Annotated in this window: 23 protein-coding genes; 5 read left to right on the top strand and 18 right to left on the bottom strand. The window is 69.5% G+C overall.

Going from position 1 to position 24610, the window contains the following annotated elements; all coding sequences use genetic code 11:
• Window positions 1-147 precede the first annotated feature (147 nt).
• The 8 genes from AC5RUK_RS00740 to clpS form a co-directional block, all read right to left on the bottom strand.
• Window positions 148-825: a DedA family protein gene (locus AC5RUK_RS00740; RefSeq protein WP_494151105.1), complete on the bottom strand. Its 678-nt coding sequence runs from the start codon at window positions 823-825 to the stop codon at window positions 148-150.
• 115 nt (window positions 826-940) lie between these two features.
• The gene (locus AC5RUK_RS00735) at window positions 941-2635 is read right to left on the bottom strand and encodes an HNH endonuclease (protein ID WP_494151104.1); all 1695 of its coding nucleotides are present in this window, start codon (window positions 2633-2635) and stop codon (window positions 941-943) included.
• Between the two features lie 242 nt (window positions 2636-2877).
• Window positions 2878-3498 carry an RdgB/HAM1 family non-canonical purine NTP pyrophosphatase gene (gene rdgB, locus AC5RUK_RS00730; RefSeq protein WP_494151519.1) on the bottom strand — a complete coding sequence of 207 codons (621 nt, stop codon included), beginning with the start codon at window positions 3496-3498 and terminating at the stop codon, window positions 2878-2880.
• Window positions 3499-3550: 52 nt separating this feature from the next.
• On the bottom strand, window positions 3551-4339 hold the full coding sequence (gene rph, locus AC5RUK_RS00725; protein ID WP_494151103.1) for a ribonuclease PH: 789 nt from the start codon (window positions 4337-4339) through the stop codon (window positions 3551-3553).
• A 70-nt stretch (window positions 4340-4409) separates the two neighbouring features.
• Window positions 4410-5204 (bottom strand): MBL fold metallo-hydrolase, encoded by a 795-nt coding sequence (locus AC5RUK_RS00720; protein WP_493989272.1) that lies wholly within the window; start codon window positions 5202-5204, stop codon window positions 4410-4412.
• Window positions 5201-6157 carry a glutamate racemase gene (gene murI, locus AC5RUK_RS00715; RefSeq protein WP_494151102.1) on the bottom strand — a complete coding sequence of 319 codons (957 nt, stop codon included), beginning with the start codon at window positions 6155-6157 and terminating at the stop codon, window positions 5201-5203. The genes AC5RUK_RS00720 and murI overlap by 4 nt, the downstream gene beginning before the upstream one ends.
• A 289-nt stretch (window positions 6158-6446) precedes the next feature.
• The gene (locus tag AC5RUK_RS00710; protein ID WP_494151101.1) at window positions 6447-7022 is read right to left on the bottom strand and encodes a DUF2017 domain-containing protein; all 576 of its coding nucleotides are present in this window, start codon (window positions 7020-7022) and stop codon (window positions 6447-6449) included.
• Entirely contained in the window at window positions 7023-7355 is a 333-nt protein-coding gene (gene clpS / locus AC5RUK_RS00705; RefSeq protein WP_493989269.1) for an ATP-dependent Clp protease adapter ClpS, read from the bottom strand.
• An 87-nt stretch (window positions 7356-7442) separates the two neighbouring features.
• Between clpS and AC5RUK_RS00700 the strand changes: the two genes are divergently transcribed.
• Window positions 7443-8774: a nicotinate phosphoribosyltransferase gene (locus AC5RUK_RS00700; RefSeq protein WP_494151100.1), complete on the top strand. Its 1332-nt coding sequence runs from the start codon at window positions 7443-7445 to the stop codon at window positions 8772-8774.
• Complete coding sequence (locus AC5RUK_RS00695; RefSeq protein ID WP_493989267.1) at window positions 8771-9388, top strand: isochorismatase family protein; 618 nt, start codon at window positions 8771-8773, stop codon at window positions 9386-9388. The genes AC5RUK_RS00700 and AC5RUK_RS00695 overlap by 4 nt, the downstream gene beginning before the upstream one ends.
• A 255-nt stretch (window positions 9389-9643) precedes the next feature.
• On the opposite strand, the gene AC5RUK_RS00690 is transcribed toward AC5RUK_RS00695, so the two are convergent.
• The 8 genes from AC5RUK_RS00690 to AC5RUK_RS00655 form a co-directional block, all read right to left on the bottom strand.
• Complete coding sequence (locus AC5RUK_RS00690) at window positions 9644-11431, bottom strand: DEAD/DEAH box helicase (RefSeq protein WP_494151099.1); 1788 nt, start codon at window positions 11429-11431, stop codon at window positions 9644-9646.
• On the bottom strand, window positions 11428-12858 hold the full coding sequence (locus AC5RUK_RS00685; protein ID WP_494151098.1) for an MFS transporter: 1431 nt from the start codon (window positions 12856-12858) through the stop codon (window positions 11428-11430). Before AC5RUK_RS00685 ends, AC5RUK_RS00690 begins: the two co-directional genes overlap by 4 nt.
• Before the next feature lie 87 nt (window positions 12859-12945).
• Window positions 12946-13254 carry a DUF3039 domain-containing protein gene (locus tag AC5RUK_RS00680; protein WP_493979734.1) on the bottom strand — a complete coding sequence of 103 codons (309 nt, stop codon included), beginning with the start codon at window positions 13252-13254 and terminating at the stop codon, window positions 12946-12948.
• A 91-nt stretch (window positions 13255-13345) separates the two neighbouring features.
• Window positions 13346-14917: a transporter gene (locus tag AC5RUK_RS00675; protein ID WP_493989264.1), complete on the bottom strand. Its 1572-nt coding sequence runs from the start codon at window positions 14915-14917 to the stop codon at window positions 13346-13348.
• A complete protein-coding gene (locus AC5RUK_RS00670) occupies window positions 14899-15843 on the bottom strand; it encodes an ABC transporter ATP-binding protein (RefSeq protein ID WP_494151097.1) in 945 nt (314 codons plus the stop codon). Before AC5RUK_RS00670 ends, AC5RUK_RS00675 begins: the two co-directional genes overlap by 19 nt.
• Before the next feature lie 48 nt (window positions 15844-15891).
• A complete protein-coding gene (locus AC5RUK_RS00665; RefSeq protein WP_494151096.1) occupies window positions 15892-17004 on the bottom strand; it encodes an NADH:flavin oxidoreductase/NADH oxidase in 1113 nt (370 codons plus the stop codon).
• Window positions 17005-17970 carry a tetratricopeptide repeat protein gene (locus tag AC5RUK_RS00660; RefSeq protein ID WP_494108612.1) on the bottom strand — a complete coding sequence of 322 codons (966 nt, stop codon included), beginning with the start codon at window positions 17968-17970 and terminating at the stop codon, window positions 17005-17007.
• Window positions 17971-18048: 78 nt separating this feature from the next.
• Entirely contained in the window at window positions 18049-19839 is a 1791-nt protein-coding gene (locus tag AC5RUK_RS00655) for a DUF8094 domain-containing protein (protein ID WP_494151095.1), read from the bottom strand.
• A gap of 321 nt (window positions 19840-20160) precedes the next feature.
• On the opposite strand from AC5RUK_RS00655, the gene AC5RUK_RS00650 reads away from it, so the two are divergent.
• The gene (locus tag AC5RUK_RS00650; RefSeq protein WP_494108614.1) at window positions 20161-21480 is read left to right on the top strand and encodes an AI-2E family transporter; all 1320 of its coding nucleotides are present in this window, start codon (window positions 20161-20163) and stop codon (window positions 21478-21480) included.
• Between the two features lie 9 nt (window positions 21481-21489).
• Here the strand turns inward: AC5RUK_RS00650 and AC5RUK_RS00645 are convergent, their stop codons facing one another.
• Window positions 21490-21816, bottom strand: coding sequence for an Rv1322 family protein (locus AC5RUK_RS00645; protein WP_494151094.1), 327 nt, complete (start codon window positions 21814-21816; stop codon window positions 21490-21492).
• Between the two features lie 158 nt (window positions 21817-21974).
• On the opposite strand from AC5RUK_RS00645, the gene nucS reads away from it, so the two are divergent.
• Entirely contained in the window at window positions 21975-22670 is a 696-nt protein-coding gene (gene nucS / locus AC5RUK_RS00640; RefSeq protein WP_494108616.1) for an endonuclease NucS, read from the top strand.
• Window positions 22671-22989: 319 nt separating this feature from the next.
• Entirely contained in the window at window positions 22990-23193 is a 204-nt protein-coding gene (locus AC5RUK_RS00635; RefSeq protein ID WP_493989256.1) for a cold-shock protein, read from the top strand.
• A gap of 93 nt (window positions 23194-23286) precedes the next feature.
• On the opposite strand, the gene murA is transcribed toward AC5RUK_RS00635, so the two are convergent.
• Window positions 23287-24567: a UDP-N-acetylglucosamine 1-carboxyvinyltransferase gene (gene murA, locus AC5RUK_RS00630; RefSeq protein ID WP_494151093.1), complete on the bottom strand. Its 1281-nt coding sequence runs from the start codon at window positions 24565-24567 to the stop codon at window positions 23287-23289.
• Between the last annotated feature and the right edge of the window lie 43 nt (window positions 24568-24610).

Raw genomic sequence — 24610 nt, 5'->3', positions numbered from 1 at the left:
GGGAGCCCCCGTCCTGCTGGTTGGTTGAGTTTGATCAGGGCGTGGCCCGGCGGAGGGTCAGATCACGCACCACGGCGATCGCGGCCCATGTGACCAACATCCCGGCCGCCCGCCAGCGCTTACAGATGGTGGCGACCCGGAAACCGGCTACGCCCGCCGGTTCCTGATCTTGCGGATCCTGGTGGTGAGCCAGTACAGGCCCGAAACAACGACGACGACAATCACGATCTTCTGGAAGACGCCGGCGTATTCCTCCACGATGTGCCAGTTCTCCCCCAAATAGAAGCCGGCGAGCACAAAGATGCTGTTCCAGATCAGGCTCCCGGCTGCGGTCAGTGCGAGGAACTTGCCCATGGGCATGCGTTCGATGCCGGCCGGGATGGAGATCAGGCTGCGGAAGATCGGAATCATGCGACCAAAGAAGACGGCCTTGTAACCGTGGCGGTTGAACCAGGCTTCCACCTTGTCCACGTCTTCCAGGTCGACCAACGGAAGCTTGTCGGCGATGGCGCGCATGCGCCTTCGGCCCAGCCAGGCGCCCAGCCCGTAAAGCACCCACGCGCCGATAATCGAGCCCAGAGTGGTCCAAACGAGCGCCTCGATAAGGCTGAAACTGCCGCGGCTGGCCGTGAAGCCTGCCAGCGGGAGCACCACCTCACTGGGCAGCGGCGGGAAAAGGTTCTCCAGCGCAATGGCCAGGCCGGCGCCGGGTGCCCCGATCCCTTCCATCAGCGCCACGGCCCACTCGGCCACCCCGGTGAGGGCAGAGGAATCGTCTGCGGACTGGGCAGGGCGGGGACCGGACATCAAGAAAGGGATCAGCATGCTCATCGTGTACAAGTCTGCCTTACCGCGCCCATCAAGACCGAACCGGGCGTCGGGTCTGGACGGTCAAGCACCCGTCAAGGGGCAGATCGCTTCCAAGATCCGCAGCGATAAGTCAATTGCCATCAGCGCTGGATGCGGCGAACTGCGCCGACACATAAGTCCGGGGCGTCGACAACGCCGTGCCCGCTCGTGCCCACTCACCTGCAGCCGCTTTGACGAGGGGCGCGGACCTGGAGGCGCCACTGACAGCAAGTGTGCCTGGTAGTGGTGGCGGGGTGGAGGTGTAGGTGTGTCCGGTGGGGGTGGTGGTTTCGATCGTGTGGTGTGGTCCTTGGAGGGTGCGGGTGGACCAGCCTTCGGCTTCCTTGGACTGGTTGCATTGCTCGCACAGTCCCTGGCCGTTGGCCATGGTCGTTTTACCGCCTCTTGACCAAGGCACGATGTGGTCGATGTGCCGGATCGGGGCGTCGCACCAGGGCCTGCCGCAGACGGCGTCGCGGGCGAGGATCATCCGGCGCATCCCGTCGGGGAACTTCCGCGCGGCCGAGTCCATCCCCAGCAGCTGCCCGGCCCCGGGGGCGTTGTAGAGGCGGCGGACCCAGATGTCCTCCACACTGCCCTGTGTCAGCACTTTGGTGCGTTGGGCCTGCTCGCGGGCGGTCTTCCACCCCGGCTCGGTCCCGGCCGGCGGCGCCTTCTGCCCCATCCCGCCCGGCGCGTTCCAGGCGGGATGGGGCGGAGGGCTGCCACCGTGTGGTCCTGCCGCCGGCAACCCGCTGTCCTCGCCGCTGCCGCCGGCGCCGGCAGCGGTGCGGCCGGGCGGGCTGGCTTCGGTGTTGGCTTCGGGTGTGTGTGCCGTTTCCGGCGGTTGGTGCGGCAGGCCGGTGAGGTTGCGGGCGTAGTGGGCCGGGACGATGCCGTACCCGGTCAGCCAGGCCGGTTCGGCCTCGCCCTGGAGCAGGGCGCGGTCGGTCATCACCAGCTGGATTTCCAGCCGGGCCGGGTCGGCGGTGCTGCGGCCGGTGACGCGTTCGAACACGGTGTCGGCCATCATCTGCCCGCGGGACCGGGGGTCCCCCATGGTGCGCAGCCGGTCCGCTTCCCGGTGCAGGGCGGCCATCACCGCCACGCCCTGGATTACCGGCAGCAGGGTCCGGACCGAGACCATGGTGTCCGGCTCCGGCCGGGAGGAAACGTGCCGGTCCGCTTCGGCCTTCGCCGCCCGGTCCACCACCGAGCGGGGATCGAGCCGGTAGGCGAGGCGTTTGGCTTCGGCCCGCAGCGCCCGGTTCCCAAGTCCGTGCAGCCGCTCCCGGTTCCCGGCCAGTTCCCGGTCCACCCGGGCGCGGTGCTCCGGGGACAGGCAGACGGTTTCCTGGACCAGGATCTCGGCCCGGTATTCGTTCAGGTGCCCCGCGGCCAAGGCGGCCAGGGTGTGCGGCATCTGCCCGACCAGGGTCCGGGACAGGTTCAGCAGGACCGCGGCCCGGTGCGGGGACTCGCGCCGGGCCAACCCGATCTGGGCCGCCACCCCGGCGCCCTGCCGGTCTTTGGGGATCCCGGCGGCGGCACGGCGGGCACGCACGGAATTCTCCAGCGCGACCTGAACCCCGGCCTGCGCGGCCGCGGCGGCAGCCTTCAGCCCCTCCAATGCGGTGAGCTCTTCCACCAACTCCCGGTCCGGCGCATCCAGATCGATGCCCTGCAGGGCTTCGGCCGCGGCGTGAACGGCGGCAGAACCAACCGGACCCGCGGCAGCCACAGGCGGTCGTGCGGCGAGTGGTTCGGGTACGGCCGGATCAAACATCTCAGCGTCTCAATCTTCAGCATGCGTACTGCATGGCCTCGACTACGAGCGGTCACGAACCCTGAACGGATCCGCGGACGCCACCGGCAAACCCACGACCCGGCGGCCAACGTTGGTGCTGAACTGCTACTGAAAACAGACTATGCGCCGCCACTGACAGTTTCGGAGGACGCAGCAGCGCCGCCGAAAGCATCAGGCCGCAGGTATTGAGTCGGCGACAAGCCGCCGGTCCAGCGGCGCGGTCAGGGCTTCTGGCCGAGCGCCGCCACTATGTGAGGCAGCAGGGCGCGGAACGCCTGGCCGCGGTGGCTGACGGCGTTCTTTTCCTCGGGCCGAAGTTCGGCACAGCTGCGGTCCATCCCCGCTGGCTGCAGGATGGGATCGTAGCCAAATCCGCCCGAGCCGCGCGGTTCGGCCAGCAGGGTGCCCTCCAGCCGGCCCTCCTCGACGGCTTCGAGACGCGGCGACGCAACGCTTGCTGCGCAGACGAACGCGGCGCCGCGATGCTCAGGCGCGATATCGGACAACTGGTTCAAGAGCAGGCGCAGGTTCGCTTCGTCGTCGCCATGTTTTCCGGCCCAGCGGGCCGAGAAGATGCCGGGTGCCCCGCCGAGTACGTCAACCGCCAGGCCCGAGTCGTCGGCCACCGCGACCAGTCCGGTGGCCTCGGCGACGGCGCGTGCCTTCAACAGGGAGTTTTCGGCGAAGGTCAATCCGGTTTCGGGTACGTCAGGGACCCCGGCCGTGGCCGCGTCAATCACCTGCGTATCCACGTCCAGCCCCGGTATCTGCCCGCGCAGCAGTTCGCGCAATTCACGCAGCTTTCCCTGGTTGCGGGTGGCCAGGACCAGCCGGGGCTTGATCTCCGGCCCGGCGGCCGGCGCCCCGCCGAGCCCGGTGCCTGCTGCCCCGGTGTCAGCCACGGATGACTTCTCCCAGCGTCTCCGGCAGTGTGTCCCGCTGGATCTGGGCCAACTGGGCCGTGCCGGCAAGCGCCAGATCCAGCAGCGCGTCGAGTTCCGCACGGTCGAACGGCGCGCCCTCGGCGGTGCCCTGGACTTCCACGAACTGGCCGGATCCGGTGACCACCACGTTCATGTCCGTTTCCGCGCGAACGTCCTCGACGTAGGGCAGGTCCAGCATCGGCACGCCGTCGATGATGCCGACGCTCACGGCGGCGACGGTATCGGTCAACGGCCGGGCGGAACGGGCGATCAGCTTCTGCTCTTTCGCCCAGTGCAATGCGTCGGCAAGGGCCACGAAGGCCCCCGTGATGGCCGCGGTGCGCGTGCCGCCGTCGGCCTGGAGCACGTCGCAGTCCAAGACGATGGTGTTCTCCCCCAGCGCCTTGGTGTCGATCACCGAGCGCAGCGAGCGGCCGATCAGCCGGGAGATTTCGTGGGTGCGGCCGCCGATCTTGCCTTTGACGGATTCGCGGTCGGAACGGGTGTTGGTGGCGCGGGGAAGCATCGCGTATTCGGCCGTGACCCAGCCGCGTCCTTCGCCCTTCAGCCAACGCGGTACGCCCGCCGTCACCGATGCGGTGCAGAGTACGCGGGTGTTGCCGAACTCGATCAGTGCCGATCCTTCGGCCTGGTTGGACCAGCCGCGCGTGATGCTGATCGGACGCAGCTGTTCGGGTGTCCGGCCGTCGGCTCGGGCGGCGGCAGCGGGCATGGCGGAACCGGGATCAACGTCAATCATGGGTCCACCCTATCGGCTCGCAGCGGCCGCAGCCGCTCACGCGTCGTCGCCCACGGCGGCCCTCAGCCGCTCAGACGACGTAGCTCACACCGGCTACCGCCACGGCCAGGTCGCCGACGTAGGTTTCGCGGGCCTCGTTGACAGTACGCACCGAGTCGTTCCAGACGGGCAGGTGGGTCAGCAGGAGCCGCCGGACCTGGGCCTCGGTGGCGGCGGCGCCGGCCCGCTTTCCGGTGAGGTGCACGCCGTCGACGCCGTCGTCGCGGCCTTCGTGGAAGGCGGCCTCGCACAGGAACATGTCCGCGCCGAAGGCCGCCTCGACCAGTTCGGGGCAGCTGTCGGTATCACCCGAGTAGGCGAGCACCCGCGTGACCGGCCCCTCGGGGGTGGGCTCCGTAGCCTCGACCCGGATGGCGTAGGCCTCCTCGACCGGGTGGCGCACCGGATAGGGGGTGATGGTGAACGGGCCCAGCTTCACCGGCTCCCGTTCCGCCCAGAGGTGGAAATCGAACTCCTCTTTCATGCCGGGATCCAACTCCAGCCCGTAGGCAGTGGCCATGCGGTCCGCCGTGGCCGCCGGGCCCCACACGGGGATGCGCCCCTTGGTCCAGCCGTCGGGATTCCAGCGCACCGCCACGTGCAGGCCGCACAGGTCCATGCAATGGTCCGGGTGCAGGTGGCTCAGGAAGACGGCGTCAATATCCTCCAACGCCATGTAGCGCTGGGCGGTGCCCAGGGCGCCGTTGCCCAGGTCCAGCAGGATGCGCCAGGTCCGCTCGCCGTCGTCGGCGCTGACCAGATAGCACGACGCCGGAGACAGCGGCCCGGGAAACGAGCCGCTGCAGCCGACGATGGTCAGGTTCATGCCCGCTCCCCCAGGTTGTACTGCCCCGACGCACCGGCAAACGGCGAAATTTTCGGGCCCGCCTGCCCCTCGGCGCGTGCGGCGGCGACCATCTCGGGGGTGATCCTGGCCATGCTGCCGGTGGGATAGTGCGCGGCCACGTGGTCCACATGCTCCACGGCAATCACCTCCGGCCCCAGGAACCGTCGCGCCAGTACCTCGAAGGACGCGGCGTCACCGGTGGCAATAAAGTGGTGCTGGCCCGGCGTCCCTTCCGGCCGCAGCAGATCGTGGGAAACCAGCGACCGGTACACGTCCTTGGCCGTCTCTTCCGCGCTCGAAACCAGCGTCACGCCGTCGCCCATGACGTAGGAGATCACGCCGGTCAGCAGCGGATAGTGCGTGCAGCCGAGCACCAGCGTGTCCACGTCGGCGCGCCTGAGCGGGTCCAGGTACTCCTCGGCGGTGGCCAACAACTCCTGGCCCGCGGTGACACCGGCTTCCACGTATTCCACGAAGCGTGGACAGGCCACGGAGGTCACGTCGAGGTGCGGTGCGGCGGCGAAGGTGTCCTCGTAGGCGCGGGAACCGACGGTGGCCGACGTGCCGATCACGCCGATCCTGCCGCTCCGCGTGGAGGCAACGGCGCGGCGGACGGCCGGCTGGATCACCTCGATCACCGGGATGCCGTAGCGGGCGGTGTAGCGCTCCCGGGCGTCGCGCAGGACGGCGGCGGAAGCGGAGTTGCAGGCGATCACGAGGAGCTTCACGCCGGCGTCCACCAGTTCATCCATCACGCCCAGTGCATTCGCCCGCACCTCGGCAATCGGCAGCGGACCGTAGGGGCCGTTGGCGGTGTCGCCAACGTACAAGATGGACTCGTTGGGCAGTTGGTCTATCACTGCGCGGGCCACGGTCAGCCCGCCCACCCCGGAATCAAAGATGCCGATCGGAGCTGCGGGTTGGATCAACATCGGGATGTCACTGCCTTCCAGGCTCATATTTCTCTAGAGGATAAGGCGTCGGCGTGTGCTTGGGCGAACTTCAGCCCCGCTTCTGTTAGCCATCTCACAGTGCGTCCCCGACGACGACGGCCTCCGCCAAGGCGCGGCAGGGCCTAGGCCCGCGGAGCCTGCGGCTCCCTCCGAGGCTGCCGCCGCCGGGGCCCCTCGGGGTTCGAGGGAAACCCTGCGGCCCGCCACGGGGGCCCCCGGCGGGCCCCGCCTCGGGTTCGAGGCAGCTACAGACGCGCCGAGGCGCAGCTCAGCGGTGCCCGCCTGACGGGTGCCCCAGCCCGTCCAGCAGGGCCTGCATCAGGGTCTCTTGAAGCCAGGTCATGAAGTTGTAGACCAACGCCAGATAGGTTTCCAGGTCCTCGGCCTGGGACCAGTCGTCGATCTCATGCAGGGCCTGGGCGTCCTCGTCGGTGCGGATCTCCAGCCGCTCGGCCAGCACCAGGCGGACGTCGTTGACGGCACGGGCGAACAGCCGGGCCTGCTCGTCGGTGAGGTGCAGCGGCGTATGTTCGAGCAGCAGCGCGCTGGCGCGCAGCGCCCCGAGCTTGTCCTCCCGCAGCGTGCGTTCGGTGAGTTTGCGGAACTCCAGCGCCTCGCCGTCGTCGTGCTCCACCGCGTCCGGCAGCAGCCGCAGCAGCGCAGGGTCCCGGGGTTTGGCGGCATCCATGTCCAAGCCCACCATCGCGGCCAAAGGATCCTCGTCCTGCCGGTCAACCTCCAGCATGGCGATGACGTCCCCGAACAGCTTCCGGATCAGGTCCCGCTCGGCGGGCTCCAGGTACCCGGTGATTCCCTTGCGCGTGTGCTTGAATGCCTTGGCCATCTACGCCTGGTCCGCCTTCTGGTACGTGGCCCACAGGCCAAACGAATGCATCGCCACGGTGTCCCGCTCGGCCTGCTCGCGGCTGCCCGTCGCCACCACCGACTTGCCCTGCTGGTGCACCTCAAGCATCAGCTTGCGGGCTTTGGTTTCCGAATAGCCGAAGTAGCTCTGGAAGACATAGCTGACGTAGCTCATCAGGTTGACCGGATCGTTCCACACGATGACGACCCACGGGGTGTCCTTGGCCGTAAGTTCGGCGGATTCCGTCCGGCGGGACGTCTCGATATCCGCGTCCAGCACGGTTGTGCAGGAGGGAAGGATGCTCACGGTCATGGCTTCCATTGTAGGCAGGGCGTGCCAAGAGAGCCCGACGGCGGCGCGGATCTACCCAGACGGCGAAACAGGATTAGAGTCGTGGATGTGAACAATGCAGCAGGCTGGACGCATCCCAGCACCTCCCTGTACACCGACCATTACGAGCTGACCATGCTCCAGGCCGCCCTGCATTCCGGCGCGGCCCACCGGCGTTCGGTCTTCGAGGCGTTCGCCCGGCGGCTGCCGGAAGGACGCCGGTACGGCGTGGTGGCCGGAACCGGCCGGATTTTGGAGGGCCTGGAACACTTCACGTTCTCCGAGGACCAGCTGGATTTCCTGGCCCGCACGAACGTGGTGGACGCGCGCACCATCGACTGGCTGGCCGATTTCCGTTTCTCCGGCGACATCTACGGCTATGCCGAGGGCGAGGCCTACTTCCCGTATTCGCCGATCCTGGTGGTGGAGTCGAGCTTTGCCGAAGCGTGCGTCCTGGAGACCTTCGTCTTGTCCGTGCTGAACCACGACAGCGCCATCGCCTCGGCGGCTTCGCGGATGACCGGCGCGGCCGGCAGCCGGCCCTGCATCGAGATGGGGTCCCGGCGCACGCACGAGGAGTCGGCCGTGGCGGCGGCCCGGGCCGCGGTGATCGGCGGCTTCTCCAGCACCTCCAACCTTGAAGCCGGCTACCGGTACGGCGTCAAGACGGTGGGAACCGCCGCCCATTCCTTCACCTTGCTGCATGACACCGAGCAGCAGGCCTTCGAGGCGCAGCTGGCGTCGCTGGGTGTCGGTACCACCCTGCTGGCTGACACGTACGACGTCGAAACCGCCGTCCGTACTGCCGTGGACCTGGCGGGGCCGGAGCTGGGTGGCGTGCGGCTGGATTCCGGCGACCTGATCGCCCAGGCCCAGTGGGTGCGCCAGTTGCTGGACGACCTGGGCAACCACCACACCCGCATCACCGTCACCTCGGACCTGGACGAATACGCGATCGCCGCCCTCGCCTCGGCTCCGGTGGACTCCTACGGCGTCGGCACCGCGCTGGTCACCGGTTCCGGCGCGCCCACCGCCAGCATGGTCTACAAACTGGTCAGCCGCGAGGGCAGCAACGGCGAGCAGGTGTCGGTGGCGAAGGCGTCGAAGAACAAGATTTCCGTGGGCGGACGCAAATACGCGCTGCGCCGGCTGGACGAGCACGGGGCCGCGACGGCCGAGGTGGTCGGCATTGGCCACCGGCCCCTCGACGACGGCAACGACCGGCCGCTGCTCCAGCAGTTCGTCACCAACGGCAAGCTGGCGGACGGCTGGACCGGCGCCGAAGGCGTCCGCCGCGCCGCTGAACGCCACACCGCTTCCATGGCCGAGCTGCCCGGCGCCGTGAACCGGCTGCAGCGCGGCGAGGCCGCTATTCCCACCGAATTCGAGGAGCAGTCATGACACGCGCACTGATCATCGTCGACGTCCAGAACGACTTCTGCGAGGGAGGTGCCCTGGCCGTCGACGGCGGAGCGAAAACCGCCGCCGACATCAGCGAGCACTTGGAGACCCGGCCGGATGAATACGACGTCGTGGTCGCGACGCAGGACTGGCACGTGGATCCGGGCGGCCATTTCTCCGACGCGCCGGACTTCGTGGACAGCTGGCCGCGGCACTGTGTCGCCGGGACGCGCGGGGCGGACCTGCATCCCGACCTGGACACAGACCGGATCGACGCCTACTTCCGCAAGGGCCAGTACGATGCCGGCTACTCCGGCTTCGACGGCCTGCTGGCACCGGCGGACGAGGTGGCCACCGGTGAACGCGAGGGCGACGAGGAGGAAGAAGTCACCGAGATGCCCAGCCTGGACGACTGGCTGCAGGAGCACGGGGTGGACGAGGTGGTGGTGGCCGGGCTGGCAACCGACTATTGCGTCCGCCAGACCGCCCTCGATGCCGTCCAGGCCGGGTACGCCACCGCCGTGAACCTGGCGCTGTCGGCGGGAATCAACGCCGGACGCGTCGAGAAGACCCTGGCCGAGTTCAGCGACTACGGCATCGACGTCATCGAGTAGCCGGATCGCGCGGGATTCTGCCGGGAGTCCCCCTGCGAGGTCACCGTCCGCACCCCCCTGACCTCATCGCGAGGTCAGGGTCGGGCTGCGAGATCACCGTTTATACGCCCTGACTTCGCAGCCATCCCCCGACCTCGGCTCCAGGCCGGGCGGGACGCTGCGCCGTCACTGGCGTCGGGCTGCCCCACGGCCATGCGGGCCCCCGACCGAAACCCGCGTCGACCACGACCGGCAGCCAGGCCTGCCCGCAGACGGCTACTTTCGGCCGATGAACCAGTCCTGGAGCTTCTTCAGGCGCTTGTTCAGCTGCTCCTCGTTGGCCTGGGCCACCGGCGGGCCGCCGCAGACCCGGCGCAGTTCGGAGTGGACGACGCCGTGCGGCATGCCGGAGCGCGCCGACCAGGCGGAAACGTTCTTGGCCAGCTGGTTGCGCAGTTCGGTCAGCTGCCGGTGGTCCACCACGGCCGGGGCCGGCTCGGGATCCGCGGCTCCGCCGGAACGCTTGCGCTTGCGCGACTGCTGTTCCTGCTGGCGCTGGCGCAGCAGCATGCCCACCTGCTCCGCGTCCAGCAGCCCCGGGATGCCCAGGAAGTCCAGTTCCTCTTCGCTGCCGAGCTCTCCCCCGGTACCGAACTCGGCGCCGTCGAACAGCACCCGGTCGAAGGACGCCTGGGAGTCCAGCGCTTCGAACTTCTGCTTGGTCAGCTCGTCCGAGGCCTTCTCTTCCCGGTTGGCCTGCTCCATCAGGGCCTCTTCGGGAATGAAGCCCTCGTCGTTGTCCTTGTCCGGCCGGTCCAGGGCGTGGTCGCGTTCCAGCTCCATCTGGTTCGCCAGTTCCATCAGGTTCGGCACCGACGGGAGGAACACCGACGCCGTCTCGCCGCGCTTCCGGGCGCGCACGAAACGGCCCACCGCCTGCGCGAAGAACAGCGGGGTGGCCGTCGAGGTGGCATACACGCCGACCGACAGCCGGGGCACGTCCACGCCTTCGGAGACCATGCGGACGGCGACCATCCAGCGGCTGTCGCCGGCGGAAAAGGCCTCGATCTTTTCGGAGGCGCCGGCGTCGTCCGAAAGGATGACGGTGGCCGATTCCCCGGTGATCCTCTTCAGCTGGCCGGCGTAGGCCCGCGCGTCCTCGTGGTCGGTGGCGATCACCAGCCCGCCCGCGTCGGGCACCGCCCGGCGGACCTCGGTCAGCCGCTTGTCGGCCGCGGCCAGCACCGAAGGGATCCATTGCCCCTGCGGGTTCAGCGCCGTGCGCCAGGCCTGCGCCGTGATGTCCTTGGTGACGGCGGCCTCGCCGAGCGACGCCGCGTACTCGTCCCCCGAGCTGGTGCGCCAGCGCATCTGCCCGGAGTACGCCATGAACATGACCGGGCGCACCACGTGGTCGCGCAGGGCGCTGCCATAGCCGTAGGTGTAGTCGGCCCGCGAGCGGCGGATGCCGTCCCTGTCTTCGGCGTACTCCACGAACGGGATCGCCGCCGTGTCCGAGCGGAACGGGGTGCCGGTCAGCGCCAGGCGCCGGGCCGCGGGTTCGAAGGCCTCGCGGATGCCGTCGCCCCAGCTGAGGGCGTCGCCGCCGTGGTGGATCTCGTCGAGGATCACCAGCGTCTTGGCGGCCTCGGTCTTGGCCCGGTGCAACAGCGGCTTCATGGCCACCTGCGCGTAGGTGACGGCGACGCCGATGAAATCGCGGCCGTGCGAACCGTCCGAATTCTTGAAGTTCGGATCGATGGCCAGCCCCACGCGCGCCGCGGCGTCCGCCCACTGGCGCTTGAGGTGGTCGGTCGGGGCGACGACGGTGATCCGGTTGACGATCCCCCGGTCCACCAGTTCGGTGGCCACGCGCAGCGCGAAGGTGGTCTTGCCCGCGCCGGGGGTAGCCACGGCCAGGAAGTCCCGCGGGGCCATCTCGAAGTACTTCTGCAGGGCCTCGGCCTGCCATTGGCGCAGTTTGGGGGCTGTGCCCCAGGCGGCCCGTTCCGGGTAAGCCGGCGGCAGCACCGGTCCGGCGCCGAATAGTGTGTCGTTGCTCATTTGCTGGCCTCCTCCCGTTGTTCCTGCCCGTTTTCGATCCGTTCCGCGCTGCGCCAGCCGGTGGCGATCCCGCCCGCCGCCACCGCGGCCAGCACCAGCCAGATCACCACGTAGACGCCGACCGAGCCCGGGTTGTCCGGGTCCCGCAGCAACGCGAACAATGCGCCCGCCCCGGCGGTACCCACCACGCCGCCCAGCTGGTCGGCCAGCTGCAGCGACGCGGAGTTCCGTCCGCGCTCCTGCGGTGCGGACAGCTTCAGCACCATCACCGATGTGGTGGACAACGCCATTCCCATTGAGAACCCGGCCAGCGCCCAGACCACGATGAGCGCCCCGAGCGGCACCGACGGTGCGGACACCAGCGCCATCAGCCCCATGCAGGCGGTCAGGATGCCGGATCCGATCACCAGCAGCCGGTGCCGCGCCGTCTGAACGCGTGCCTGCAGCCAAGAGCCGATGCTCCAGCCGACCGCGCCGGCCGTCAGGGCCAGGCCCGCGGTTGCCGGCGAGACGCCGTGCGCCGCCACCAGCATCAGCGGGATGAACGCCTCGGCGCCGAAAAATGCCAGGTTGATCAGTCCGCGGGTGGCGATCACGCTGGGCAGCCCGCGGCGCAGCCGCAGGGTGCCCGGCGGCATCAGCCTGGGCAGGGCCACCAGCGCCAGCACCACACCGCCGGCCGCCAGCACGTACAACAGCACCAGCTTCCCGGCGGGCCCGCCGGCAACCGCTTCGAACAAGGCCCACTGGGCCAGGAACACGCCGCCGGCCAGCAGCAGGCCGCGCACGGCCTGCAGCCGCCCGCCGCGTTTGTCCGTGGTCGGGTTCTCCGGGGCTCCCACGCTCCCGGTCTGCGGCCAGATGACCAGCACGGCCAGCAGGAAGATCGGCGCCACGCCGTAGAACACCAGGCGCCAGGAAAGGTACTGGGCGACGACGCCGGCGGCCAGCGGCCCCACCAGCGACGGCACCACCCAGGCCGCGGCCAGCCAGCCGAAGACCACCGGCTGCAGCCGCTGCGGATAGACCTGCCCGATGATCACGTAGACGGCCACGATCGCGAAGCCGCCGCCCAGCCCGGCCACGGCCCGGCCCGCGGTAAAGATCCAGAATTCCCCGGCCACCCCGGACAGGACCAGGCCGGCGACCATCAGCACCAGCCCTGCGGCGAGCGCCGGTCGCGGGCCCTTGGCGTCGCACCAGACCCCGGCCACCACGCTGGCCAGCAGGGAAGCGGTCAGGAACATGGAGAACGCCAGCCCGTAGGCGGACTTGCCCTCCAGGTCGGCCGCCACCACCGGCATCGCCGTCGCCACCGCCACCGCCTCGAACGCCGCCAGCGTGATCACCGTCAGCAGGCCGATGGTCAGCGGCCGGTAGGCAGCCGACATGGCGCCGGGCGCGCGGACGGCAGTGGATTCGGGCATCAAGGAACCAGGGCTAGCTTTCTTTGCAGGCAGGGGTCAGCGCGGCGGGCACCGGACGCGCCCGCGCGTGTGGAGGGGGAACGGTTGCTACTTCTTCTTACCGGAATCGTCGCCGCCGGGGCGCAGGCCCTCGTAGATGGCCTTGCAGTCCGGGCATACCGGGAACTTGTTCGGGTCGCGGCCGGGCACCCACACCTTGCCGCACAGGGCGATCACCGGTTCGCCGGACAGCGCCGACTCCATGATCTTCTCCTTGCGGACGTAGTGCGCAAAGCGTTCGCGGTCACCGGGCTCAAGCTCTTCGCGGAGTTCTTCACGCTCGATCGTCGCGGTGGACCCGCCCGGGGTCTGCGGCGCGCGGGGGTCGTTTTCGAAAGGATCCGGAGGAAGACTCATGCCACCCATCTTAACCCCTGAAACAGGAACGACGACGGCGGAGCCCGGCTCCCCCGTCGTCGTCGCCCGCCGCCGCGGCCGCGTTTGTGTGCTATTTGTTCTTGGCCACCGCCTGGAGGAGTTCCGGCGTCCGGCGGTCATACCAGCGGCCGCCCAGCTCGATACCGACCACCAGCAGGACCGCGCCGAGCACGAGGCCGACAGCCAGCGCCAGCCAGCCCCACAGCGCGTCGCCGGTGAAGACACCGATCAACGCCAGCACCAGCTCCGGCAGCGAGAGCAACACCAGCACGCCGAGGCCGCCGAGCTGGACCACCATCATCCGGGCGGTGGACCCGGGCGGGGTCTTGAACGGGCTCTCGCCCGGCAGCGGCACGTTGTAGGTGTAGCGGGCCGAGACCAGGCTGGACAGGCCCAGGCCGGTCAGCAGCACGCCGAGGGCGACGCCGGATACGGGCGGCAACAGGTGCCACCCGCCGATGAAAACGAACGGCAGCACGGTCAGCACCGCGGTGGCCGGCAGCGCGATCACCGCGCAGGCCGCGGCGCGGCCGATCCGGTCCGCCCGCCCGCTCACGCCGGTGGTGACGTGCAGCGCGAACGCCGTGTTGTCGTAGGCGATGTCCGCGGCGATGCCGAAGGACAGCAGGAAGGCAATCATCGGGCCCAGCCACAGCATGAAGGTGAAGTCGCCGGTTTGCGCGAGGCCGAAGAAGACCGCCACCGGAATCAGCGGAATGGACACCAACGACGCCCCGTACCGGGGATCCTTGAACCAGTAGATGAGCGCGCGCGCCGCCACGGCTCCTGCCGGGGTGCCGGGCATCCGGGAGAACCAGCCCAGCCGGCCGCCCGCTTTCCGGGACACGGCGTTGTACGGCGGCGTGACCAGCGCACGGGCCAGGCTGAGCTTCCAGAGCCAGGCCAGCACGGCCAGGAAGGCTACCGCGATGAGCAGCCGGGCCCCGGCCGCGCCCCAGTTGCCCAGGGCCAGGTCGCCGGGCACGGCCCAGACCGCGCCCAGCGGCGACCAGGCCAGGCCCTCCGTCAGCGCCGGCAGGAAGTCCTGCGAGCTGCGGAACCCCTCGACGATGCCGACCATGATCGGTCCCAGCAGCACCAGCGGGATGATGCCGATGACACCGCTGAGGTCCTTGAACCGGCGCGAGCTGGCCAGCGTCGTGGACGCCGACGTCGTCACGCGGGAGAGCACCACGCAGGTCAGCGTTGCGACCAGGGCGCACAGGACGGCGGCGACGAGCGCGGCCGGGTGCTGCCACCACGCGGCCGCGTGCCCGAGCGCGGCGACCAGCGTCACCACGCCCGGGATGCCGACCAGGCCGCCGATGGCGAGCCCCAGCAGCAGCTGGCGCATCGGCACGGCATAGGTCACGAACCGGGCCGGGTCCAGCGTCATGTCCACGCCGGTGGCCATCATCGGGATCAGCGCCCAGCCCAGGAAGGCCGCGGAGCCGCCCAGCACCACCACCATGCGCGCCATGTCCGGCTCCCTGTGGCTGAGGAAGAACAGCCCGGAAATCAGCAGGCTCAGCATGCCCACCGCATACAGCCCGCCAAGGATCACGCCGACCAGTTGCCACGGGCTGCGTTTGAAGCCGTTGCGCAGCAGCGCCAGCTTCAGCCTTACGAGGTGCGCAACCACTCGAGCCCCTCCGCCTGGGTCCGGCCGCCGACCAGCTGCACGAAGCGCTCTTCGAGGCTCGCACCGGCGCGGACTTCGTCCACGGTGCCGGCGGCCAGCACGTTGCCGCCGGCGATCACTGCCACGTGGTCGCACATGCGCTGGACCAGGTCCATGACGTGGCTGGAGACGATCACCGTGCCCCCGGAGCCCACGTAGTCGTGCAGGATGTCGCGGATGTTCGCCGCGGAGACCGGGTCTACTGCCTCGAACGGTTCGTCCAGCACCAGCAGCTTCGGCGCGTGGATCAGGGCGGTGGCCAGGGCGACCTTCTTGGTCATGCCGGCGGAATAGTCCACCACCAGGGTGCCAGCGTCGTCGGCCAGGTCCATGGCCCGCAGCAGGTCCGGTACGCGCGCGGCCACGGTCTCCCGGTCCATGCCCCGCAACAGCCCGGCATAGGTGACCAGCTGCTCGCCGGTCAGCCGGTCGAACAGCCGGACGCCGTCGGGCAGCACGCCCATCAGCCGCTTGGCCTTCAGCGGCTCGGCCCAGACGTCCACGCCGTGCACCCACACCTGGCCATAGTCCGGCCGCAGCAGCCCGGTGGCCATCGAGAGCGAGGTGGTCTTGCCGGCCCCGTTCGGCCCCACCAAACCGTAAAAGGACCCGGCGGGCACGTCCAGGTTGACGCCGTTGACGGCGATCTTGTCGCCGAACCGCTTGGCCAGGCCGCGCACCGCCAGGGCGGGAACGGGAGCCTGGGCGGGTGCGGCAGCCGGCGCCTGGACAGGTGCGGCAGCCGGCGCCTGGGCGGGTGCGGCAGCCGGGTCCGGGGCGCCATGGGGCGGCGCCCCGTGCGGGGCGCCGCCGGCCGGTACCGGTACCGCGCCGTTGTTCTGCTCGTCCGGCTGCTGGACCGGAGGTTGTGATGGGTGCGAAGTCATGTGTCCACGCTAACAACCGGGAGTTCACCGGGACGTCATCCGCAAGGACTAATATTTCTCCGTCACGGCGGCACGCTCGTACTGCGGCGCCCAGTCCAGGTCGTGGCCCAGTTCGGCGGCGGCGCGCTGCCACCAGTGCGGGTCCCGCAGCGCCGCCCGGGCGAGCAGTACCGCGTCCGCCGAGCCCTCCGTGATGATGGAGTCGGCCTGTGCGGCCGTGGTGATGAGTCCGACGGCGCCGGTCGGGATGCCGGCCTGGCGCCGGATGGCGGCCGCGAAGGGCACCTGGTACCCCGGCTGCAGCGGGATTTTCGCCCCGTGCACCGCGCCGCCGCTGGAGACATCGACCAGGTCCACTCCGCGGGCTGCCGCCTGTTCCACCACGTCGGCCACTGCCTCCGGCTCCAGCCCTCCGTCCGACCAGTCGGAGGCGGAGACGCGGAGCAGCAGGGGCATGGCGTCCGGGATGACGCCGCGGACAGCCTCCACCACCTCCAGCAGCAGCCGGGCACGCTTGGCCGCCGTACCGCCCCAGCCGTCGGTCCGGGTATTCACCAGCGGCGAGAGGAACTGGTGCAGCAGGTAGCCGTGGGCGGCGTGGATCTCGATGGTGTCGAAGCCGGCCCAGACGGCACGGACCGCCGCGTCGCGGAAGTCCGCGATGACCTGCCGGATGCCGGCCTCGTCCAGGGCGTCCGGCGCCGCATAGCGTCCAAAGGCCTCAGCCGTGGGGCCCACGGTCCGCCACCCGCCTGCGGCAGGCGGCACGGATCCGGATTCCGGGGCGAAGGGCGCGTAGGTCGACGCCTTGCGCCCGGCATGGGCCAGCTGGATCCCGATCTTGGTGTCCGCCGAGCCGTAGCGGTGCACGAACTCCGTGATCCTGCCCCACGCCTGGGCCTGCTCGTCGGTCCAGATGCCGGTGTCCTCGGGACTGATCCGGCCGGCGGCGTTTACCGCGGTCGCCTCGGTGAGGATCAGCGCGGCCCCGCCGGCAGCGAACTGGCCCAGATGCATCGGGTGCCAGTCGTTCGGCGTTCCGGGTGCATCCTCGCGCCGCACCGAGTACTGGCACATCGGCGCCACCCACCCACGGTGCCTGAGCTGCAACCCGCGCAGCCTCAGCGGCTCGAAGAGGCCGCCGGCCACAGCCTCCGCCATTTAGAAGAGCGCCCTGGCCAAGGCCTGGCGTGCCTTGGAAACCCGCGGGTCGGTGGCTCCCACCACGTCGAAGAGCTCCACGAGGCGTGCCCGGGCGGCCTCCCGTTCATCCCCGGCATGGCGGCTGATGAACCCCACCAGGCGGGCGAAGGCGTCCTCCACATGGCCGCCCGAAACGTCCAGGTCGGCGACGGCCAGCTGGGCCTGCAGGTCGTCGGGCCGGTCGGCGGCAGCGGCGCGCAGCGCGGCCGCATCGGCCCCCTGCAGCCGCTGCAGCAACTGGACCTGGTACAGGCCGGTGCGGGCCTCGTCGTCTGCCGGCTGTTCGGCCAGGGCCTTCTGGTACGCCGCGGCGGCGCGATCAAAGTCGCCGGCCTCGATGGCATCGAAGGCTTCCTGGTGCAGCGGCGGCAGCGGCTTCTCCTCCTCGGCCGGAGCTTCCCCGGCACCGGGGGCCGTGCCGGTCACGCCGTTGGCCTGGGCCACCTTGAGCAGCTCATTGACGAACTGCCGCAGCTCGTCGGCCGTGGCCGCACCCTGGAACAGCGGGATCGGCTGCCCCTTCAGGAGCGCGACGGCGGCGGGCACGCTCTGCAGCTGGAAGGCCTGTGCGATGCCGGGACTGGCGTCGACGTCAACCCGGGCCAGCACAAAGCGGCCGGCGAACTCGTTCGCCACCTCCGCCATGGCGGAGGCCAGCTGCTGCGCCATATCGCTCCACGACGCGGTCAGTTCCACGATCACGGGGACCTGGGCGGACAACTGGACGAGCGCCTGGAAGCTCTGCTCGTTGACCTCGACGATGTAGCCCGGTGCTTCGCCTTCGCCCGCTGCTGGCGCCCCGGCGGCCGGGGCCGGCATGCCTCCTGCCGGCGGCTGCGGCTTTTTCAGCGCGGACAGGTCGACGGCGCCGCGGAGGCTGACGGAAGACGGCGCGGGGCCCTGTCCTGGAGTTGGAGTGGTCATGACATCACACTAATACGTCTTGGTCGGCGTCCGGAATTTCCCGACCGGGCCGGGAGCGCGGCCCGGTCGGACCCGGACCTACTTCAGCTCGGCGTCCACCAGGCCCTGGGCAACGCCCACCAACGTGAGCCGGTCGTCGGAGCCTGCCGGCGGCACGTACAGGAAGACGGACTCGCCGTAGGTCACGTCCACGCCTTCCGTGGTGGAGTCCTCCCCGGCCAGCGCCGCGAACTCGGGCGAGAGTTCCACGGTGGCACCGGCTTCGGCCGGCAGGCTGCTCATCACCGACTCCATGTGGCCGAACACCACGGCGCCGCCGTCGGCGGTGCGCAGCGCCCGCAACGAGCCGTCGTCGACGCTGCGGCTGAAGGAGATGTCGGCGTTTTCGTTGGACTTGACCTGGTCTTTTTGGAACGCCTGGATCTGCTCGGAGAAGGTGTTCTTTCCGATCGCGTCCTTGTGCTTGCCGTCGTCGAGATTCTCCGCGACCATCTTCACGGCCGCCTGCGGCGAGTGCAGCAGGCCTTCCTCGGCGTCCGGCGCCACGGCCGGTGTCCCGCCGCTCTCGGTGGAGACCTGGGGGAAGGTGGTGCCCGGCAGCATCTGGAGCGCGCCCACCATCCGATAGTTCGAGCGCGGATCCTGCTGCACCAGCACGATCACCTGCGGCACCGGATTGTCCTCGCCCTCCGTGACCGTCACGACCGTCCGCGGCCAGTCGGCACTCGTGCTGACCATCGAGGTCAGGATCGGCCCGGCGGCCACCGGAACGGGAGCCGCCGCCTCGCCGTTTTCAGCCCGCACCTTGTAGTTGGCCTCGCGGACGGTCAGGGCGGCCCCGGCGACCCGCGGCTTCAGCTTGCCGGAATCCTGCGCCGAGTCGGCATCCGAGACTGCCGCTGCCACCGAATCCATGATCCGGGTCAATTGGCCTTCCAGCAGCACCGGGTGGCCGGCGGCGTCTCCGGCGTCCTGGGAGGGGGCCGCCGGAGACGCGGCCTGGGCGGGAAGCACGGCGCCGGACGCCAGGACCACGGCTGCACCCGCCGCGGCTGCGGCGCGCAGGCTAAGCTTCGGGCGGACCATCAGGGAACGGCGGCCCGCCGACCGGTCGCCCTCTTCGGGCTTTTGCAGGCCGGCGCCTGGCGGCACGGCCTGGCTGGAACGATCGGCCGGGGCACCGCGGCCCGGCTGTGCCAGCGCCGCCGTTTCCGGGCCGCCTGCGTTCGGGCGGCCGCTTCCGCCCCGGGGGTCGGAGTCGTCGCCGGGGACGGGCCGGTTCGGACGGCGGGACACCACGGCCATCGCCACCCCGAGCACCAGCAGCAGGGCGCCGATGATCATCAGGGCCAGCGACCACGGCACGGAGGTGTCGTTCGGCCAGGTGACGGTCACGGTGGTCGGCGCCGGCTCGGTGCCGTCCGCTGCCAGCAGGATGGACCACTCGCCGTCGGCCGGGGCCACCCACCGGTGCTCAAGGCTGCCCTCGGCCTGCTGCTGGCTCACCCAGAGGTCGGATCCCGCCGGGTTCGGCACTTTGGCCTCGCCCTCGGTCACGGTCCCCTGCAGCTGCCCGTCCTCGATGCCGGTCAGGGAGGTGTGCGCTGCCTCTCCGACCCAGGCCTCGACGTCGCCCGCGCGGCCGATGGCCAGCAGGAACTCGCCGTCGGCCTCCACTGAAACGTCCACTTCTTCTTCGTGGACCCCGAAGACTTCGGGCTCAATGACGGTCACGGGGGCGGTTGCATCGGCTGCCGTGTAGGTGGCCGAGGCGCGTTCGGGCGGTGCCCAGACGGTCCGCTGGGCGATGCCCAGCGCGATGGCCAGCAGGCCGATCACCATCAGGGCCACTGAAATCTTAAAACGCACAAAAATACCAATCGTCGATCGCTGCAGGAAGGAAGGGCCGCAGGGACGCCCAAGCCTTGAGGTGCCGGCAGGGTGCCCGCCATCGGTCATGCTTTATAACCCTATGGTAACGAACCCTCTCCGCCGCCCGTGCGCGGCCGGACACTTAGTCCGCCGCGGGCAACCTTTTGCCCTTTTGCCGTCGGCACCCGCTGCCACACCCTACCGGACTGGTAGTCTTTCGCTCAGAATTGCCCCCTATCCTGCGCCGTTGTTGCTTAGCGCGCGACGAGTGCGCCCGCCCGTTGCTTCAGCGGCTGCAGGCGGAAGAGAGGATGCTGCGTGAGCGAACACCGGGATGCTCCCACGCCCGCTGGCGGCAACGGATCGCCAGCCGAGGGCCTGCCGGCCGACGTCCATGCGCCGGTGCCGGATCCTGCCGCGTCGACAGCGGCGTTACCGGCTTCGGCGCCGGTCATGGCGGCGCGCCGGCACGCGGTCCTGGGTGCCCTCGGGCGCATCGGGTCGTCAATGCCCCGGGCCCGGCCGCGCGTCCGCTTCCAGATGCCGCCCGAGGACGACTCGCCCGCCGCCGCCCGCGACGGGCGCGTCAGCACCGACTTCTCCCCCGCCCGGCACCCGATCCACTTCGGATTCATGGCAACGGTCGGCGTCGGTTTCGCGCTGCTGCTCTACTTCGTGCTGACCAACGTCGGTGAGCTGCTGGCGTGGATCGCGGCGGCGCTCTTCATTGCCCTGGGGCTCGACCCGATCGTCCGCTGGCTGGAAAGCAAGGGGCTGCCGCGTCCGGCCGGCGTCATCATTGTGGTGCTGATCCTGGCCGGGTTGATCGCGGCGTTCATCTCCACGCTGATCCCGACCATCGTCAACCAGACCACGCAGATCGTGGCCAACGCTCCCCGCTATGTCGAGGACGTCCTGAACTCGGCCATTTTCCAGACCATTGATGAGCAGTTCCAGGTCCGGGAGCGCATCGACGTCGAGCTGGAGAGGTTCTTTGCCAGTTCCGAGAACGTCACCGGCATCTTCGGCGGCGTCCTCGGCGTCGGCAGCGCCGTCCTCCAGGGCGCGTTCGGGGCGCTGATCGTGCTGGTGCTCACGCTGTACTTCCTGGCGTCGCTTCCGGCGCTGAAGGTATGGGCCTACCGGCTGGCCCCGCGCTCCAAGCGGCGGCAGGTGCAGCGCCTGTCCGAAGAGATCACCGGCAGCGTGGGCAGCTACGTGATCGGCCAGGCCTGCGTGGCACTGATCAACGCGGCGGTGGCATTCATCGCCATGACCATTGCGCAGGTGCCGTTCACCGCCCTGCTGACCTTCGTCGTCGGCCTGCTTGCCTTCATCCCGCTGATCGGCGCCGTGATTGCCGGCGTGTTCGTCTCGCTGGTTGCCCTGACCGCGGGCTGGCAGCCGGCGGTGCTGTTCGCCATCATCTACTTTGCCTACCTGCAGATCGAGGCGTACTTCGTGTCGCCGCGCATCATGCAGCGCGCGGTGGCCGTACCCGGGGCCGTGGCGGTGATTGCCGTGATTGCCGGCGGTTCGCTGATGGGTGTGCTGGGCGCGCTGATGGCGATTCCGGCCGCGGCATCGGTGATGCTGCTGCTGAAGGACGTCTTCATCGTCCGGCAGGACCGGAACTGACGGTTCCGGTCAGCGGTAGCGGAAACTGCGGGTCTGCCAGCAGCGCGGATGCCAGTGCCGCCGCTCGCCCAGCGCCGTCTCGCCACCGAACAACGAGTCGGCCTGCCAGGCGACCAAGTGCTCGATGCCCGGGCCGATCGTCCGGTTGCAGCCCGGGCAGGTGTACTCCTTGGCGGCGTTCGGCGGGGTGATCCGCCGCACGTTCCATTCGCCGTCGGGCGCATTCTGACGCTCCGGTATGCCGGCGCGGGCGCGGTCCAGGTCCAGCTCGTTGGCCCGCGTCCACTTGCTGCTGCCCGTGCCTGAGCGGCGGCGCGGGCGGTTGGAACGGGGCATGCCACCATTCTGCCCCACCGGCGCGGCCCGGACCGAACCACGCCGGACCACGCTTGTGCCGGGACGATCCACTTGTGCCGAGCCGGTCCACAGGTAGCGGCCGGCCCAAACCTGTGCCCGGACCGACCACGCGCCGGGCACCGGTAAAGTGGCCTACTGTGCGTCTTGTCATTGCCCGTTGCTCCGTTGATTACATCGGCCGCCTCCGCGCCCACCTGCCGCTGGCCACCCGCCTGCTGATGGTGAAGGCGGACGGCTCCGTCCTGATCCATTCCGACGGCGGTTCCTACAAGCCGCTCAACTGGATGAGCCCGCCGGCCAATCTCCGGGTGGCGGAGCCGGAGGCCGACGACGCCGACTCGGGCGTCCAGGAAGTCTGGCACGTCCAGCACGCCAAGAGCGACGACCGCCTGGTGATCAGCATCCACGAGCACCTGCACGAATACAGCCACGATCTGGGCGTCGACCCGGGGCTGGTCAAGGACGGCGTGGAGGCCGACCTGCAGCGCCTGCTGGCCGAACAGATCCACCGCCTCGGCCCCGGCCACACGCTGGTGCGGCGGGAATACATGACGGCGATCGGCCCCGTGGACATCCTGGCCCGCAACGCCGAGGGGGGCACCGTGGCCGTCGAGCTCAAGCGGCGCGGGGACATCGACGGCGTGGAACAGCTGACCCGCTATCTGGAGCTGCTCAACCGCGATCCCCTGCTGGCGCCGGTCAAGGGGATTTTCGCGGCCCAGCAGATCAAGCCGCAGGCGCGGGTGCTCGCCACCGACCGGGGCATCGACTGCCTGACCCTGGACTACGACGAGATGCGCGGCGTGGACGACGCCGAATCCCGCCTGTTCTGATTCCCGGGACTCGTAAAACAACGTGCGCTTCCTGCGGCCGGCGCCGGCTCGGAGCCTAGGAACCGGCACTTAACCGCGGATCGAACTCTTCCTTAATAAAAGATTGAATTATCCTTTGTACCGTTGACCGCCCATGGGGCTTATGTGATGCTTAACTCAGTCTTTGTGTAGGTGTGGTTTTCATGCTCGCAAGACGTGTTGCGAGTGTGAAGCTCCACGGCGTCCGGCCCGCAGGCCGTGTCGTTTGGATCTTCCACGGAGTAACCGGGTTGGTACGAGGTGTGCCGGCTTGTTTTTGTTCCACGATGAGGAGATTTAAATGGCACAGGGGACCGTTAAGTGGTTTAACGCGGAAAAGGGCTTCGGCTTCATCACACCGGATGAGGCCGACGGCGACGTCTTCGTTCACTACTCTGAAATCCAGTCGGGCGGATTCAAGACCCTCGACGAAAACCAGCGCGTGAGCTTCGAGATTGGCCAGGGAGCCAAGGGCCCGCAGGCCACCGGCGTCACCATCATCTAGCCGCTTGCGCTTAGCGGTGCGGGGCCGTCCACGCCACCGCACCGCACGCAGGACCCCTCCGATGCTTTCGGAGGGGTTCTGCTCATTCCGGCGTCAGGCGGGCAGCTTCGGCGGTCCCAGCCGGACCACGTCTCCGCCCAGGGCGCGCAGGCGCTCGTCGAACCGCTCATATCCCCGGTCGATGTGCTCCACGCCGTGGACCTCGGTGGTGCCGTCGGCCACCAGCCCGGCGATGACCAGCGCGGCACCGGCGCGGATGTCGTTGGCCTCCACGGGGGCGCCGGAGAGCTGCGGTACCCCCTTGATCAGCGCGTGGTGCCCGTCCAGCCGCACCACCGCTCCCAGCCGGGCCAATTCGGAGGTGAAACCCCAGCGCGCCTCAAACACGTTTTCCGTCACCATCCCGTGTCCGTCCGCGACCGCATTCAGCGCGACGACGAACGGCTGCAGGTCCGTGGGAAACCCGGGGTACGGCAGCGTGGAGACGTTGATCGGCCGCGGCCGCTGCGGTCCTTCCACCGTGAAGCCGTCATCCCTGCTGGTGATCCGGCACCCAGCCTGTGCCAGCTTGTCCAGAACCACGGCCAGATGGCCGGGATTGGACCTGGCCACGTCCACTGTTCCACCGGTGATGGCAGCGGCGAAGGCCCAGGTCCCGGCGACGATCCGGTCCGGCACGGTGCTGTGGCGCACGGGGTGCAGGCTCTCCACACCGGTGATGACCAGCGTGGGCGAGCCGATTCCTTCGATCCGGGCGCCCATCGAGACCAGCAGGTCGGCAATATCGGTGATCTCCGGTTCCCGCGCCGCGTTGTCGATCACCGTCACTCCCCGGGCCAGGGTCGCGGCCATCATCAGGTTTTCGGTGGCGCCGACCGACGGATACGGCAGGCGGTGGTGGGTGCCGTGCAGCCCTTGCGGCGCCTTGGCCACCAAGTAGCCGTGGTCGATGCTAATGCGGGCGCCCATCTGTTCCAGCCCTGCCCGGTGCATATCCAGGCCGCGGCTGCCGATGGCATCTCCCCCGGGCAGCGCCACTTCCGCCTGCCGGCAGCGTGCCACGAGCGGGCCGAGCACGGAAATGGATGCCCGCATGGCGCGGACCAGGTCGTAGTCGGCCTGGTGGGCCGGTGCGGCAGGGACGTCGATATGGACACTGGCGGCGTCGACGTCGTAATCCACCGCGCAGCCGAGCCGGCGCAGCAGTTCCGACATGATCCAGACGTCCTGGATGTCGGGCACATTCGTGATCGTGGAACGGCCCTCAGCCAGCAGCACCGCGGCCATCAGCTTCAAGACGCTGTTCTTGGCGCCGGGAACCTCCACCCGCCCGTTGAGCGAGCTGGACCCGTGCACCACAATCACGTTCTCCATGAAAACCATCCTAGGGTTGCGGCACGACTGTGCTGGTTAAAAG

The sequence above is a fragment of the Arthrobacter sp. Y3223065 genome (assembly GCF_059090885.1).
The sequence above is the reverse complement of the archived record's forward strand: the minus strand, read 5'-3'. Positions and strand labels throughout refer to the sequence as shown.

Coding starts and splice junctions, on each gene's coding strand:
- AC5RUK_RS00695 (WP_493989267.1), top strand. CDS start 8,771: ATGACACGCGCACTGATCATCGTCGACGTCCAGAACGACTTCTGCGAG.
- AC5RUK_RS00665 (WP_494151096.1), bottom strand. CDS start 17,004: ATGGCGGAGGCTGTGGCCGGCGGCCTCTTCGAGCCGCTGAGGCTGCGC.
- AC5RUK_RS00720 (WP_493989272.1), bottom strand. CDS start 5,204: ATGAACCTGACCATCGTCGGCTGCAGCGGCTCGTTTCCCGGGCCGCTG.
- rph (WP_494151103.1), bottom strand. CDS start 4,339: ATGATTGACGTTGATCCCGGTTCCGCCATGCCCGCTGCCGCCGCCCGA.
- AC5RUK_RS00710 (WP_494151101.1), bottom strand. CDS start 7,022: ATGGCCAAGGCATTCAAGCACACGCGCAAGGGAATCACCGGGTACCTG.
- AC5RUK_RS00635 (WP_493989256.1), top strand. CDS start 22,990: ATGGCACAGGGGACCGTTAAGTGGTTTAACGCGGAAAAGGGCTTCGGC.
- AC5RUK_RS00690 (WP_494151099.1), bottom strand. CDS start 11,431: ATGAGCAACGACACACTATTCGGCGCCGGACCGGTGCTGCCGCCGGCT.
- AC5RUK_RS00740 (WP_494151105.1), bottom strand. CDS start 825: ATGCTGATCCCTTTCTTGATGTCCGGTCCCCGCCCTGCCCAGTCCGCA.
- AC5RUK_RS00735 (WP_494151104.1), bottom strand. CDS start 2,635: ATGTTTGATCCGGCCGTACCCGAACCACTCGCCGCACGACCGCCTGTG.
- AC5RUK_RS00685 (WP_494151098.1), bottom strand. CDS start 12,858: ATGCCCGAATCCACTGCCGTCCGCGCGCCCGGCGCCATGTCGGCTGCC.
- AC5RUK_RS00660 (WP_494108612.1), bottom strand. CDS start 17,970: ATGACCACTCCAACTCCAGGACAGGGCCCCGCGCCGTCTTCCGTCAGC.
- clpS (WP_493989269.1), bottom strand. CDS start 7,355: ATGACCGTGAGCATCCTTCCCTCCTGCACAACCGTGCTGGACGCGGAT.
- murA (WP_494151093.1), bottom strand. CDS start 24,567: ATGGAGAACGTGATTGTGGTGCACGGGTCCAGCTCGCTCAACGGGCGG.
- AC5RUK_RS00670 (WP_494151097.1), bottom strand. CDS start 15,843: ATGACTTCGCACCCATCACAACCTCCGGTCCAGCAGCCGGACGAGCAG.
- AC5RUK_RS00680 (WP_493979734.1), bottom strand. CDS start 13,254: ATGAGTCTTCCTCCGGATCCTTTCGAAAACGACCCCCGCGCGCCGCAG.
- murI (WP_494151102.1), bottom strand. CDS start 6,157: ATGTTGATCCAACCCGCAGCTCCGATCGGCATCTTTGATTCCGGGGTG.
- AC5RUK_RS00645 (WP_494151094.1), bottom strand. CDS start 21,816: ATGCCCCGTTCCAACCGCCCGCGCCGCCGCTCAGGCACGGGCAGCAGC.